The sequence below is a fragment of the Mesorhizobium sp. SARCC-RB16n genome (assembly GCF_008520305.1).
Taxonomy (GTDB): Bacteria; Pseudomonadota; Alphaproteobacteria; order Rhizobiales; family Rhizobiaceae; genus Mesorhizobium.
In genome coordinates, this window is the sequence record NZ_ML703292.1 from 1 (window position 1) to 12,299 (window position 12,299).

The 12,299-nt window shown below is 56.6% G+C and carries 12 protein-coding genes and 3 pseudogenes; 12 read left to right on the plus strand and 3 right to left on the minus strand.

Annotation, left to right across the window (positions count from 1 at the left end):
- Together C7I87_RS29675 and C7I87_RS29685 are read left to right on the plus strand one after the other, a co-directional pair.
- A pseudogene (locus tag C7I87_RS29675) lies at positions 1–233 on the plus strand (transposase domain-containing protein); the annotation flags it as partial.
- A gap of 307 nt (positions 234–540) precedes the next feature.
- Positions 541–724: pseudogene (locus C7I87_RS29685) on the plus strand (SAM-dependent methyltransferase); the annotation flags it as partial.
- A 285-nt stretch (positions 725–1,009) separates the two neighbouring features.
- On the opposite strand, the gene C7I87_RS29690 reads toward C7I87_RS29685, so the two are convergent.
- A complete protein-coding gene (locus C7I87_RS29690) occupies positions 1,010–2,386 on the minus strand; it encodes a MocR-like ectoine utilization transcription factor EhuR (protein WP_149907569.1) in 1,377 nt (458 codons plus the stop codon).
- Positions 2,387–2,686: 300 nt separating this feature from the next.
- Between C7I87_RS29690 and C7I87_RS29695 the strand changes: the two genes are divergently transcribed.
- The 7 genes from C7I87_RS29695 to C7I87_RS29725 all read left to right on the plus strand — a co-directional run bounded on the left by C7I87_RS29695 (position 2,687) and on the right by C7I87_RS29725 (position 9,248).
- Positions 2,687–3,499 carry a 3-hydroxybutyrate dehydrogenase gene (locus C7I87_RS29695; protein ID WP_149907570.1) on the plus strand — a complete coding sequence of 271 codons (813 nt, stop codon included), beginning with the start codon at positions 2,687–2,689 and terminating at the stop codon, positions 3,497–3,499.
- Between the two features lie 507 nt (positions 3,500–4,006).
- Entirely contained in the window at positions 4,007–4,987 is a 981-nt protein-coding gene (locus C7I87_RS29700) for a 3-hydroxyacyl-CoA dehydrogenase NAD-binding domain-containing protein (RefSeq protein ID WP_149907571.1), read from the plus strand.
- Positions 4,988–5,162: 175 nt separating this feature from the next.
- Positions 5,163–6,158: a dipeptidase gene (locus C7I87_RS29705; RefSeq protein WP_149907572.1), complete on the plus strand. Its 996-nt coding sequence runs from the start codon at positions 5,163–5,165 to the stop codon at positions 6,156–6,158.
- Positions 6,159–6,268: 110 nt separating this feature from the next.
- Positions 6,269–6,802 (plus strand): OsmC family protein, encoded by a 534-nt coding sequence (locus tag C7I87_RS29710; protein WP_149907573.1) that lies wholly within the window; start codon positions 6,269–6,271, stop codon positions 6,800–6,802.
- Positions 6,803–6,808: 6 nt separating this feature from the next.
- Positions 6,809–7,057 (plus strand): hypothetical protein, encoded by a 249-nt coding sequence (locus tag C7I87_RS29715; RefSeq protein ID WP_149907574.1) that lies wholly within the window; start codon positions 6,809–6,811, stop codon positions 7,055–7,057.
- A 425-nt stretch (positions 7,058–7,482) separates the two neighbouring features.
- Positions 7,483–8,202, plus strand: coding sequence for an aspartate/glutamate racemase family protein (locus C7I87_RS29720; RefSeq protein ID WP_149907575.1), 720 nt, complete (start codon positions 7,483–7,485; stop codon positions 8,200–8,202).
- 140 nt (positions 8,203–8,342) lie between these two features.
- Complete coding sequence (locus tag C7I87_RS29725) at positions 8,343–9,248, plus strand: 3-hydroxyacyl-CoA dehydrogenase NAD-binding domain-containing protein (protein ID WP_149907576.1); 906 nt, start codon at positions 8,343–8,345, stop codon at positions 9,246–9,248.
- A gap of 331 nt (positions 9,249–9,579) precedes the next feature.
- On the opposite strand, the pseudogene C7I87_RS29730 reads toward C7I87_RS29725, so the two are convergent.
- A pseudogene (locus tag C7I87_RS29730) lies at positions 9,580–9,720 on the minus strand (transposase domain-containing protein); the annotation flags it as partial.
- A gap of 124 nt (positions 9,721–9,844) precedes the next feature.
- Here C7I87_RS29730 and C7I87_RS29735 point away from each other — a divergent pair.
- The 3 genes from C7I87_RS29735 to C7I87_RS29745 are packed head-to-tail and all read left to right on the plus strand — an operon-like array spanning position 9,845 to position 11,868.
- The gene (locus C7I87_RS29735) at positions 9,845–11,083 is read left to right on the plus strand and encodes a tyrosine-type recombinase/integrase (protein ID WP_246696452.1); all 1,239 of its coding nucleotides are present in this window, start codon (positions 9,845–9,847) and stop codon (positions 11,081–11,083) included.
- Between the two features lie 18 nt (positions 11,084–11,101).
- A complete protein-coding gene (locus C7I87_RS29740) occupies positions 11,102–11,281 on the plus strand; it encodes a hypothetical protein (protein WP_246696453.1) in 180 nt (59 codons plus the stop codon).
- Entirely contained in the window at positions 11,278–11,868 is a 591-nt protein-coding gene (locus C7I87_RS29745) for a tyrosine-type recombinase/integrase (RefSeq protein WP_246696454.1), read from the plus strand. Before C7I87_RS29740 ends, C7I87_RS29745 begins: the two co-directional genes overlap by 4 nt.
- Positions 11,869–11,889: 21 nt before the next feature.
- Here the strand turns inward: C7I87_RS29745 and C7I87_RS29750 are convergent.
- Positions 11,890–12,299, minus strand: a 410-nt coding sequence (locus tag C7I87_RS29750; RefSeq protein ID WP_373424793.1) for an IS66 family transposase, incomplete at its 5' end; no start/stop codon positions are given.

Below are 12,299 nucleotides of genomic sequence, written 5' to 3' on the forward strand. Positions count from 1 at the left end.
TGCTGCGCCGCAGTTATCCTTCACCCGCTTCCTCTGCGCGGCACTAGCGGCGGACAGCGCGCTACCGTTCTCTACAGCCGGATCGTCAGCGCCAAGATGAGCGATATCGACCTCAGTCCTGGCTCGCCGCCGTCTTCGCCCGACTGCCCGCCTATCCGGCCGATCGGATCGATGATTTGCTGCCATGGAATCGGAGATCCGCAAAACTGCGGACCCAACCAGCGGCGGCCTGATCATGAGCGCAATAAGGTGCATCACGTTCACACCGTCGACCGTGTCGCCAGGGACCTCGGCGTCAGCGAAGAGCTCATCCAGGACCTGACGCTCGGTCTCGAGCCCGAGGACGGCGTCATCTGGTCTACGGGGCCAACGATGACGACGGGATCTTGGCCTTCACCGATGAAGGCGTCGAGGAGGTCGAACTCCTCCTCGAAGAAAATCATCGGGTCTCCCCACCGAAAGCTTGACCTCAACACCGTGGTGCAGGAGCTCATGGCTGCGGATACGCACGTCTGCGGTCTTCACCGGATGGGTACGGAGCGGCGCATCGCCTTGCTTGAGGATTTGCTGGCACGCATTCCTGCAGGCCGGCCCGTCATCCAAATCACCTACGGCCTTTTGTCACCGTCATCAGGGTGCCGGGCGGCTATGTCGTGTCTCACTTGATGTCCTCGTTCGCAACATTCCGCCCGCACAGCTCTGGACCTACCGCCGAGCGGTTTGACTCTCAGGGCCGGGACCATGCGCTGTGCGAAATCTTGCCGAGGTCGACCTCAAGAGCGCAGCCTCGCTACCGTGCCATGCTCGCGCAAGGCGCCTTCGCCGGGGGCGGACGACCTTATCGCTCTGGCGCTCGGTCCGCACTCGTCCGGTGAAGCTTCCGATTACCCACATCGTCGGCTTGATCCAATGGAGATGCCGAAGGCAATGTCGTGCAAGCGGGTCATGCCGCGCCAGACGACCATGTTTCCCGGGAGACGGATCATGTTTGCGGGCGAGATAGCCAAGATTAGATCCCGAATAAAATTGGTTCGGGCTCGCTGTGCAGCAAATTGTGAATCACGGCCAGCCCCCGCCGCAGATCTTCCTCCGTTGTTGAACCAACGGAGATTCGAACCGCGGGATCCGCTTCGGAGATAGCAAAGGCGGAACCTCGCGCCACCGTCACCCCCTGTTTACGTGCATGAAGGACAAACTCGTCCTCCGGAAGCTTTGGGTCAAGTGGGAGCCAGACATGTAAGCTTTGCGGATGGGACTGATAAGCGAAATTTTTGAGTGCAGCAGCCACGAGCTTATGACGCTTTGCAAGCGCAGCCCGCTGCCAGTCCAGCAACTCAATGCAGGTTCCATCTTCAATCCACCGGGCAGCAATTTCCGCAACAATCGGCGTCGCAGTCCAGTTGGTGACGAGTTGGCGGTTTTCGACAGCTGGAAGAAGGCGCGCTGGTGCGACGAGATATCCAGTACGCAAGCCCGACATCACGGGTTTGGTGAAGCTGGTGATGTAGAGCGTTCGTTCTGGCGCGAGGGCTTGGAAAGGAGGAGGCCTATTTACGAGCAACGGGCCAAGTGCATCATCCTCAATGATGATAAGGTCATACTTGCGAGCAATCTCGACGATAGCAATGCGTCGACGTTCATCCATGACAAAGGCAGTCGGGCCGATCGCGTTGGGCATCATAAACAGCGTGCGAATTTTGTTTTGCTGACACGCATTCTCTAACGCATCAGGAACGATACCGAACTTGTCTATTGCTACCCCAACAACCCTCACACCCAGATATGAGGCTAAAGGCAACATAACGTGCAGTCCAGTCGATTCGGTCGCAATTACCGAGCCTGGCTGACAAGCGGTCATAAACGCAACCGTTATCGCAGGCGTACCGCCATTCGTGAGATGGATACATTTCTCTTCCACGTCCAAACCGCAAAGTTTAAGCCACTCCACGGCGATTGAGCGATGACGCGCGAATATGCTGGTTGGCCTCGTTCCGAGGGCGATGCTCGCAGGCATATCCAGTGAAAGTGCAGCAAGCGTCGACTTTATCCGTTCAACATGAACGGCATCGCCGACCGGTTTCAAAATTGATAGGTCGATTACGCCCGACTGCCTTTCCTGAACGTACGGAGATACCGCCTGCGACTGTGCCCGGATGAAGGTCCCGCGCCCCGTCTCTCCGGCCGTTAAACCGAGACGAGCAAGTTCTTCATATGCCCGCGACACGGTTGGAAGCGAAACTCCAAGCTTGTCGGCAAGTTGCCGCTGCGGCGGCAACTGTTCGCCCGGTTTGAGATCTCCACGCGAAATCGCTTGCGAAATTTGATCCGCGATCGATCGGAAAAACGGCTGCGAAAGATTCTCGCGTGAAGGTGCCCAAATTGTCATGCTCGCATTCTCGTGCTCAGCCATCGAAAAATCCGCTCTGCTCGCCTGTAAAAGATACCCAACCCATTTTACAGAGAAGGACTAATGTCATTGTACAATTTTGTCAATTGACTGGTCGCTCCAAAATTGTCATGCTTAAGAGAATAGCGAGAGGTGCTTGGCAGCGCTTTCGCGGCTCAAGCGAAGAGAGCCGCCTGTCATTAACGATCCGGATATCAACCGGCGGGCAAGGCTGGGAATCGTCGAGCTGTATGGCACGAATTCGCTAGTGGCTGCGACGCACTTTTTTAGGAGGGTTGGATGGACCTGTCTGTATCACTTAAAAGCAAAGTCGCCTTGGTGACAGGTTCGACGAGCGGAATCGGTCTTGCAATTGCCCGTACGCTGGCTTCGAACGGTGCCGACGTCGCAGTAAACGGCTTTGCGTCACCAGATGAGGCGGCGGATATCGTCGCCTCGATTGAGGAGGACACCGGTCGGCGTGCACGGCACTTCCCGCACGACCTTACCGCTATGGCTGAGGCGGGCGCCTTGGTCGCTGACGTAACGTCTGCTTTCGGCCGGGTCGACATTCTGGTCAACAACGCAGGTATTCAGCACGTTGCGGCAATCGACAAATTTCCGGACGAGCAGTGGCACAAGATTATTGCGGTTAATTTGACTGCCGCCTTTGCGACCACGAGGGCAGTATGGCCGCAAATGAAAGATAGGGCGTGGGGGCGCATAGTGAACACGGCCTCTACCCTTGCCTTCGAGGCCGAAACTCGTAAGTCTGCCTACGTCGCATCTAAGCACGGCATTTTAGGACTCACCCGAGAGGTGGCGTTGGAAGGCGCTGCGATCGGCATAACCTGCAACGCGATCTGTCCGGGTTTGGTTCTGACACCCCTCCTCAAGAAGCAGGTGGAAGCGAAGGCGGAGGCGCTGAACATCTCGTTCGAAGACGCCGCTCGAAAACTTGTCGAGGCAGACGCGCCTACTCGTCGCTTTGTCGATCCAACTGAGATCGCTGCCGGTGTTCTTTTCCTCTGCAGTGAAGTGGCAAAATCAATCACTGGCATAGCCTTGCCTATCGACGGTGGAATCATGGTCACCGGTACTCGCCTTGTCTAAGAACGGTCCCCAACAGACCCCCTAATCGTGAAACCCGGTGAGTGCATTGCGGTTCTCGCGGTCGAAGCCTAGTTCGGCATGCGAGTTTCGGCTTGTCGGCAGGGGCCTAAAACAGACTCGTTATTTCGAGACTAGTTACGGTAATTCTAACTGGAGGCTTCAGATGGCGCCACAGATTAGCAGAATTCTAGGAATATTGGATCTCGAAACCGCGTTGAACCAAACGTAACGCTTCCCGCCGTCGGGTCTATGCTGAATTCCGACAGCTATGACCTACCAGTGATAACGGTAGTTGTCGCCGGAGGACGCCTCGAGGCGGTGATGGCCGTTAACCTCAAAATTCTGCCCGCCGATGCGGTCAGGCTTAGCTCCCCACATCGTGATTCCAGATAGTATGTTTTAGACAATGAATTGGACCTTAGCGCTGCTATCATACAGGGTTCGAAGTGGCATCTCTCCCACGACTTGCCAGTCTAACAAGCTCCTCGCAACTCAGGGAAATACGCCATGAACCGCCCCGATCCCAAAAAGGTTAAACAGATCGCGTGTATCGGCGCGGGCACCATTGGTGGTGGCTTTGTAGCCCAGTTCCTGGCCAGCGGATATGATGTGACAGCACAAGATCCGGGTACCGATGCCCGCGATTCCGTCGAGCGCTTGCTTGAGCAAGCTTGGCCGGTGCTAGAGCAGATTGGTTTGAGAGCTGGCGCTTCGCGGGATCGGTTTCGCTTTACTCCAGATATTGAAGAGGCGGTTGCCGGTGCCGAGTTTGTGCAAGAAAGCGTACCTGAAGATCTCGAACTGAAGGTGCGCATCTATGAAAAACTCGACGAGCTAGTCCCGCCAGAAATCGTTATCGGCTCAAGCACTTCCGGCTTTCCAATGACCGAAATTCAAAGGCGCTGCAAATATCCCGAACGCACCGTGGTGGCGCATCCTGTCAATCCGCCGTACCTAATTCCGCTTATCGAGATCGTAGGTGGCGAAAAGACGGATAACGCTGTCCTAGACTGGGCCACTGCCTTCTACGAAGCATCTGGAAAACGCGTTCTCCGTATGGAGAAAGAGATCTACGGGTTCATGATCAACAGGCTTCAAACTGCCTTGTTCCGTGAAGCGATCCATATGGTCGCGGCAGAACAAGCGACTGTTGCCCAGATTGATGACTGCTTGACTCACGGGCTCGGGCTGCGATGGGCATGTATGGGGCCATTTGCAACGTTCCATTTAGCAGCAGGTGATCGCGGCTTGGGATCTTTCATGGATGCTTATGCAAGTTCAGACTGGCGAGCACCCTATGTTACGGAATCGCCGCTTCCTGATTGGACTCCCAAATTGCGCGAGCGCATTGTTCAACAGGCTGAAGAAATCATTTGTGGGAGAACCATCCCACAAATGATCGAAGAACGAAACGATACAGTTATTGGACTGCTCAAGTTGCGAGAAGCTAGCCGCGTTAATGCGTCGAAACGGTTGCAGCGCATCTAAAATCCGTGAGCCCTCGACTGCTTGACGATCCCAGATGGGAGGGGAAAGGGATTCTGCGGATGTGCTCGCAACAGGCGGATTGGCAAGTTTGCGGACGCATCATCTTGAAAAGCGATTGCGTCACTATCCCGCTGCAAAGGACCACGTAACCAAAATACCTGAGGACTGGTGAGACATGATCTCCGACACAACGCAAAGCTTTTGGAATAATAGTATCATTTGGGACATGTTGTTCCCGATTGACCTGCCCGATCAAAATTTGGGTTGCCCTCCAAAGTACCTTAAGCATTATATTGACGCAGGAGTATCGTTTACGTCGATCGCCTTTGCTGAAGACGCGAGTAATCTTGATGATGCTGTGAAAGCGATCGCGTCGCAAAGGCAGCTGATCCAATCACAGCCTAACCTTTTCATTCACGCCCTCACAATAGACGATGTGATGCGGGCTAAGATTGAAGGGAAACTGGCGATCGGAATGCAGACCCATGGGACGGCGTGGTTCGGAAAGAACGTCGGCATTTTAGAAGTATTTCGCGAGTTGGGCCTGCGTGTCGTACAGCTCGTATTTAATGCTTCCAATTTTGTTGGGGGCGGGTGCTCTGATCAAGCTGACGGCGGACTGACTACCTACGGTGTGCACGTCGTGCGCGAAATCGAGCGACGGAAGATGGTCGTGGATCTCGCTCATACGGGTTATCGCACGACACTCGACGTGATGAACATGGCGGAGAAACCGCTAATCTTTTCGCATGTTGGCATAATGGCTCTCCACCCACACTATAGAAATCTTCGCGATGATCAGATCTTAGCGTTGGCTAAAACCGGTGGCGTGATCGGGCTCTCGGGAAACAATGCTTATATTGGCGACGAACACGGTGCGATGTCAGCCATCTTCAAGCATCTCGATCACGTCGTTCAGCTTGTTGGGCCGGACCACGTCGGCTTCGGTTTTGACTTCGTGTTCGAAACAGAGGTGCTAGACAAGTGGGCAGAAGGGATGACGAGCGAGTGGCCCGCTTCGACAGACCCGAACTGGAAAGGATTTCGTTTCCAAAGACCTAAGGACGTGATCAACCTGGTGCAGCTGATGTTCGACCATGGATATCCCGAAAAAGCAGTTAAGAAAATAGTGTCAGGGAACTTCATGAGGGTTTGCAAAGAGATATGGTGAAAATTCCGAGTGCACTTAACTGGCTCGTTGCGAACTTCCGCAGGCTTTTGGCGGCCGATCATTGATGGGTTTCGCAAGAGTGTCGTTGGCTATACCAAATAGGTGAAAACATGCACGATAGACAACCTTCAACGAAGCTGGGGCGACTTATTGCCCAGCTCAAAGCCGAAATTTCCGCGGGTGACCCGCGAGCATGTATTGAGACGATGTCGGGGCGCACACAGCAGGTGGAAGGACTGCGTTCAGAATCGCGGTTCAGTGGTCTGGCCTTAACAATCGATGAACCAGTCAGTTTCGGCGGAACGGGAGCCGCACCAAATCCCGCCGAGGTGATGTTGGCTGCGCTTGGCGCTAGCATGGAAGTGACTATTAGATGCTACGCGGATTTCTTGGGTATAAGCGTGAAGTCGATTGGCGTGGAGTTGTCGGCCCAGATGAATGGCCAGGGTTTTTTTGGAATGGAAGGCGTTCGATCTGGCTTTCCTGTAATATCTGCGATCGTGAAAATCGTCAGTGATGAGCAGTCGGAAGCCATCTCCCAATTGTTGAAGGTCGCTGAGCGTTGCTGCCCGGTGCTCGATAACGTCAGGCACCCCACTGAGGTGGCGTTATCTTTTGATCTTGCTAAGCCGAGTGAAGTTTGAACGTACGTGGCCGAGACGCCCCTTCCTGACTGGACACCGGAACTGCGGGCCAAAATCCTGAAGCAGGCTGAAGAGGTGATCGACGGCAGGTCCATTCCGCAGATGATTGAAGATCGCAATGAGACGATTGTTGGATTGATGAACTTGCGTGACACCAGCCGCATCAACGCTGCCGAAAGAAAGTTACTTCGCGGGCGATACAAACAGCGATCACACTGCGATGCGACCATCACGACTATAGGCTACTTGATATGAACGACAGACAGCCGTCTTCGAAACTGGGCCATCTTTTTGCGAACCTTCGAACCTCATCGGAGCGGGCAACCCGGCCGATTGCATCGAGGCCATGGCTCGCAAACGGAGCAGGTCGAAGGGCTGAGATCGGAATCAAAGTTCGGGAACCCACGCTCACGATCGAACACGGCGGCCGAAGAGATGGGGAAGGTGTGAGAGTTGGGTGGCGGGGGTACAGCCACTGCATTAGCCACCGCCATCGCGGGACACCAATGACTCCGATGTGATCGCGCGGCATTTCCCTCCAATCGTGAAACCCGGTGACTGCATTGCGGTTCTCGCGGTCGAAGCTTAGTTCGGGATGCGAGTTTCGGATTGTCGGCAGGGGCCTAACAGACGCTCCTTATTTCGAGACTAGTTACGGTAGTTCTAACTGGAGGCTTCAGATGGCACCTCAGACGGGCAGATTTCTAGGTATATTGGATCTCGAAACCGAGTTCCCGCCAATCGCAACGCTTCCCGCCGTCGGGTCTATGCTGAATTCCGACAGCTATGACCTACCAGTGATAACGGAAGTTGTCGCCGGAGGACGCGTCGAGGCGGTGATGCGAGGCGATCCTGAACTCGAGCCGGCATTCATTGCAGCCGCCCAGCGACTGGTGGAGCGTGGCGCAGTAGCGATCACCTCGTATTGTGGCGCAGCAATTCGCTATCAGGCAGCCTTGGCAGCGGCTGTGGATGTACCCGTGTTAACTTCGAGCCTGATGATGGTGCCTTTGCTCCTCAAACAGTTGCCCCCGAAAAAGAAGCTGGCGGTACTCACTTTCGATTCAAGATCGTTCAACCGTGATTGGCTGGGGTTGGATAGTTCCGAATCGCATGATCGAGTTATTGTCGGCGGGGTGGAAGGCGGGACATTGAGTGAAAACGAGCGAATGTATCCTCCGCTGAGGACCGAGACCACCGATATAGAGCTGGACATCTCTCGCACCGTTGCGCGCCTTCGCAAGGATAACCCGGATATTGGCGCACTGCTCTTTTCATGCACACTCTTTCCGCCCGCGACGCCGAAAATCAGGCAGATGGCAGAACTACCAGTTTACGACATAACGACTCTCTGTCGTACGACGCTGCAATCCTTGGATAATTCGGAGACCCGTCAATAAGACTTTAATCGACCACACGCCCCACAGAAAAGTCTTAGAAAGTTCGCCTGAAGCCTGGCGCGTGAAGAGCGCGGCTGCGCTTCACGCGAGATATCGAGGCAGTTGCGAGTGCTGAATAATCCATTGATATGAGGTAATCTATGCGCGTTGCATGCATCGGCACAGGGACGATAGGAGCGAGCTGGATCGCATTATTCATTACTGGCACGCATGAGGTGACCGCGTGGGATCCGACACCGGGTTGGCAGGATCGTCTATTGGCCGCCCTCGACCGCCATGAGCCGCAATTGCATGAGCTCAATATGCCTCCTGTGCGTACGCGACTTCGACTTTGCGCCAGTCTGGGTGAGGCGGTGGCCGAGGCAGAGCTCGTTCAGGAAAATGCCCCGGAACGGATAGATCTCAAACGAGCGCTGGTCCGGGAAATTGCCAGTCTAGCGCCGCTGGATTCGATTATCGCCTCCTCCACATCAGGACTTTTGCCAGCCGATATCGCTAGAGACATTTCCGATCCGGGTCGCTTCCTTGTAGCACATCCTTTTTTCCCTCCGCACCTGATCCCAGCCATGGAGATTGTCGGCACACCTGAGATGCCGACTGAAAGACTTGAAGCTGCGGTTGACTTCTACCGCAGCATCGGCAAACAACCGGTTTTAATGTCGCATGCCATTCCGGGCTTTATCGGCGCTCGCCTGATGGCCGCGATGTGGCGCGAGGCGTTCCACATGATCGCGGCCGGCGAGGTTTCGATGGAAGACATCGACAACATCATTAAGGGCGGACCTGGTCTCCGCTATGGTATTTCAGGCCCCTGTGAGGGCCAATTGGGTTGGGTAGATCAGCGGGAGGCCCCGGGCGAAATAGATGAAGAAAGGTGGTCGATACTGATGCAGACTGACTGGAGCCGCCTGCCCGGTCCGCCGCTAACCGATGCACTGCGCGACATCCTTCGTCCGCAACTTTTGGCAGCGCACGCGAAGAGGATCCCCGACGAGGAATGGGAGAAGCGGTTAATTGCAGTGCGACGTGCAGTCGAAAATATCTGAGATTCAGACCAACTTGACTAGAGGTGAGGTTCGCCGGGCCAAGCTGGCGCGTTCCAGCCGGTGCGAGTCCGGTCAGGGTAAGGGGTAGCACCCGCCCGGTAGCAAGTTGTTGCGGCGTGGGAGGTGACGACCACGGCGAAGCGTACACGGCAATCATGCGGGGTGTGGGAGCGAGCCGCGATAGTGACAAGATTGCAGGGACCGAGACGTTCTCATCCGTCGAAGCCAACATGTGCGGAGCCGATAGGCGAGGCACCGTCGTCCTGCCGGGGTCTTGGGCACCGGTCCGCATCGACGATGGGCAGGAGAAGTCTGACTGTAACCGCTGTTGTTAGGCCACGGCCTTGAGTGGCGTAGGTGCGTAGGCCCAGGGCAGCAGGTCGTCGAGCTGGCTTTGCGGATGGCCGGCAACGATACGGGTGATGACGTCAGCGAGGTAGGCATACGGGTCGACGCCGTTGAGCTTGCAGGTTTATGCCGACCGCCAAACTATGCCGAGTGAACAATTTTTTACCAGTACTTTCCTCAACATAGCGGTAGCTGGATCGGCATAGCCTAGGCTCTCTCCGTCGCGATTGACGCGAAGGAGAGGACACATGAATGCAAGTGACTATCTGCAACGCAGCACTCTGTGTCGGAAGCTGATCCACCGGCCGTATGGCGAGTTTGCACGCGTTTATGCGGGCAGATTGTCGGACGAAGGCTTCGTTCAGCAATGCACATGGCGATCGCTGAGCCTATTTCGTGAGCTGAGAGACTGGCACGTCGGCAACGGGCACGATCTCCAACATTTAAGCGAAGATCATGTTGAGCGGTTTCTTGAGCACCGTTCCAGACACTGGAGCATCGATTCGGGCGGCCGATCGGCGCTCCGGCGCTTACTTGCCACGTTACGGCAAGAAGGTTTGATACCAACCGCCATTCCGATTGAGCGCACGGAGCACGAGCAGATTGGTGATGCATTCGCGGCTTACCTCACGAACGAGAGAGGGCTCGCCGCCTCGACGGTGGAAGGTCACAAGCTGCTCTCACGCCGATTTCTGCAGGAGGTCTGTCCGGCTGGCGCAGATGGCTTTGCAGTGCTCACCCCGGAGATCGTCATCGGTTATGTCGAGCGACATGCTCTCGATGGCTCCGCCGACAGCGGCAAGGCGATGTGCGGGGTGGTTCGCGCCTTCCTGCGCTATTTGCATCTGAAGGGCTTCATTTCGGTGGCCTTGGCCGATTGTGTGCCGTCGATCCGTCGCTGGCGGCTTGCTGGCCTGCCAACCTTCCTGCCGCCACAGAAGGTTCATTGTTCTCGATGCCTGCGATCGGACCACGGAATGGGGCTTCGGGACTATGCGGTTCTGATGGCGCTGGCCAAGCTGGGCTTGCGCGCCAGCGAGGTTGCGGCGCTCAGCCTTGACGATATCGATTGGCAGTCGGGCAGTGTCCTCGTCCATGGCAAGGGACGGCGGCAAGCGATGATGCCGCTACGCCACGACGTCGGTGCAGCTATCGTCGCCTACATCCGGCATGGGCGACCGGCTTCACTGTGTCGCCGGTTATTTCTGCGAATGCTTGCTCCGCACGTCGGCTTTGCCTCAGGCTGCGCCGTCACGATGATCGCGAAGGAGGCCCTCGAGCGGGCGGGTATTCACGGCTATGCGCACCACGGCGCGCACCTTTTCCGCCACAGCCTTGCGACCGACCTGCTGCGGTCGGGGGCCAGCTTTGCCGAGATCGGCCAGTTGCTCCGTCACCGGAGCATCGACAGCACAAGGATCTATGCCAAGCTCGACATCGAGAAGCTGCGCGAACTGAGCCTGCCCTGGCCGGGAGGTGTCCAATGAGCCGTCTTCGAACAGCGCTTGAGCGCTATGTGGGGCATGCGCCAGGGATTGGGATACAAGTATCATGGCCCCGCTCGACGGTTGTCGAATTTCGTCACCTTCATGGAGGCTCGCGGCGCCGAGACCATCACCACGGCGCTGGCAATGAAGTGGGTGACGTTGATCGGCCGACAACCGAGTTGGTCCATCCCGAAATGAGCGAGGTGCTGAGCGAAGCAGCGCACATCGGTCAGGCGTTGTTATTGCTGGCCGCGCAAACGGGGTTGCGGGTCTCGGAGATCATCGATCTCGACCGGGACTCCGTGATGCTGGGCCACGGTGCCCACGTGCGATGCGTTGGCAAGGGCCGCAAGGAGCGAAGTACGCCGCTCACCAAGGTTGCACAGCAAGCCCTTCGGGGCTGGCTCAACGAGCCCAGGAAGCGGGGCGCAACGGCTCTCTTTCCGAACACGCACGGCGGCAAGCTGAGCGCCGACGGCGTGCAGGCGCTGCTGAACAAATATGTCGCCAAGGCTCGCGAACACTGCGTCCCCCTCCGCTCGAAGCGGGTGTCGCCTCATGTTTTGAGGCACAGCGCTGCCATGGAGCTGCTGCAGGCGGGCGTCGATTGTTCGGTGATCGCCCTATGGCTGGGCCATGAGGCGATGGAAACGACGCTGACTTATCTTCACGCACATCTTGAGCTGAAGGAATCCGCACTTGCCAAGCTGAAGCCATACGAACGCGCAAAGGCCGAACGATTTCGGCCAAACGACCGACTTCTTGAATTCCTGAACGCCCTTTGAGCATGAAAACTATGCCGAGTGTCAACGACCGGGTTTTCGGTCGAAATGGCGGGCAAAGCGCTTCATACCGCCATGATCCGAAGAGGCGCTCGGCATAGTTTGGCGGTCGGCATAAACCTGCTTATGCCGCGCGCGGCATAATGCGGTCTCGATCAACGAGGCGATGGCCGCCCAGTGCTCCCCATCGCCGTCGGAACCAGCGAAGAGCGCGTTCTTCCGATTAAGGGCGATCGGTCTGATCAAGCGTTCGACTACGTTGGAGTCGATCTCGACGCGGCCGTCGTCGAGGAAGCGGCCAAGTCCAGCCCAGCGCGCGAGCGGGTAGCGGATTGCTTCGGCGAGCTTGCTCTTCTGGCAGACCAGCGCGAGCTTCTCGCGCAGCCACGGCTCAAGAGCAGTACGCCTCCGGCGAAGGCCGCCTTGCGCGAACA

Coding starts and splice junctions, on each gene's coding strand:
- C7I87_RS29690 (WP_149907569.1), bottom strand. CDS start 2,386: ATGACAATTTGGGCACCTTCACGCGAGAATCTTTCGCAGCCGTTTTTC.
- C7I87_RS29695 (WP_149907570.1), top strand. CDS start 2,687: ATGGACCTGTCTGTATCACTTAAAAGCAAAGTCGCCTTGGTGACAGGT.
- C7I87_RS29700 (WP_149907571.1), top strand. CDS start 4,007: ATGAACCGCCCCGATCCCAAAAAGGTTAAACAGATCGCGTGTATCGGC.
- C7I87_RS29705 (WP_149907572.1), top strand. CDS start 5,163: ATGATCTCCGACACAACGCAAAGCTTTTGGAATAATAGTATCATTTGG.
- C7I87_RS29710 (WP_149907573.1), top strand. CDS start 6,269: ATGCACGATAGACAACCTTCAACGAAGCTGGGGCGACTTATTGCCCAG.
- C7I87_RS29720 (WP_149907575.1), top strand. CDS start 7,483: ATGGCACCTCAGACGGGCAGATTTCTAGGTATATTGGATCTCGAAACC.
- C7I87_RS29725 (WP_149907576.1), top strand. CDS start 8,343: ATGCGCGTTGCATGCATCGGCACAGGGACGATAGGAGCGAGCTGGATC.
- C7I87_RS29735 (WP_246696452.1), top strand. CDS start 9,845: ATGAATGCAAGTGACTATCTGCAACGCAGCACTCTGTGTCGGAAGCTG.
- C7I87_RS29745 (WP_246696454.1), top strand. CDS start 11,278: ATGAGCGAGGTGCTGAGCGAAGCAGCGCACATCGGTCAGGCGTTGTTA.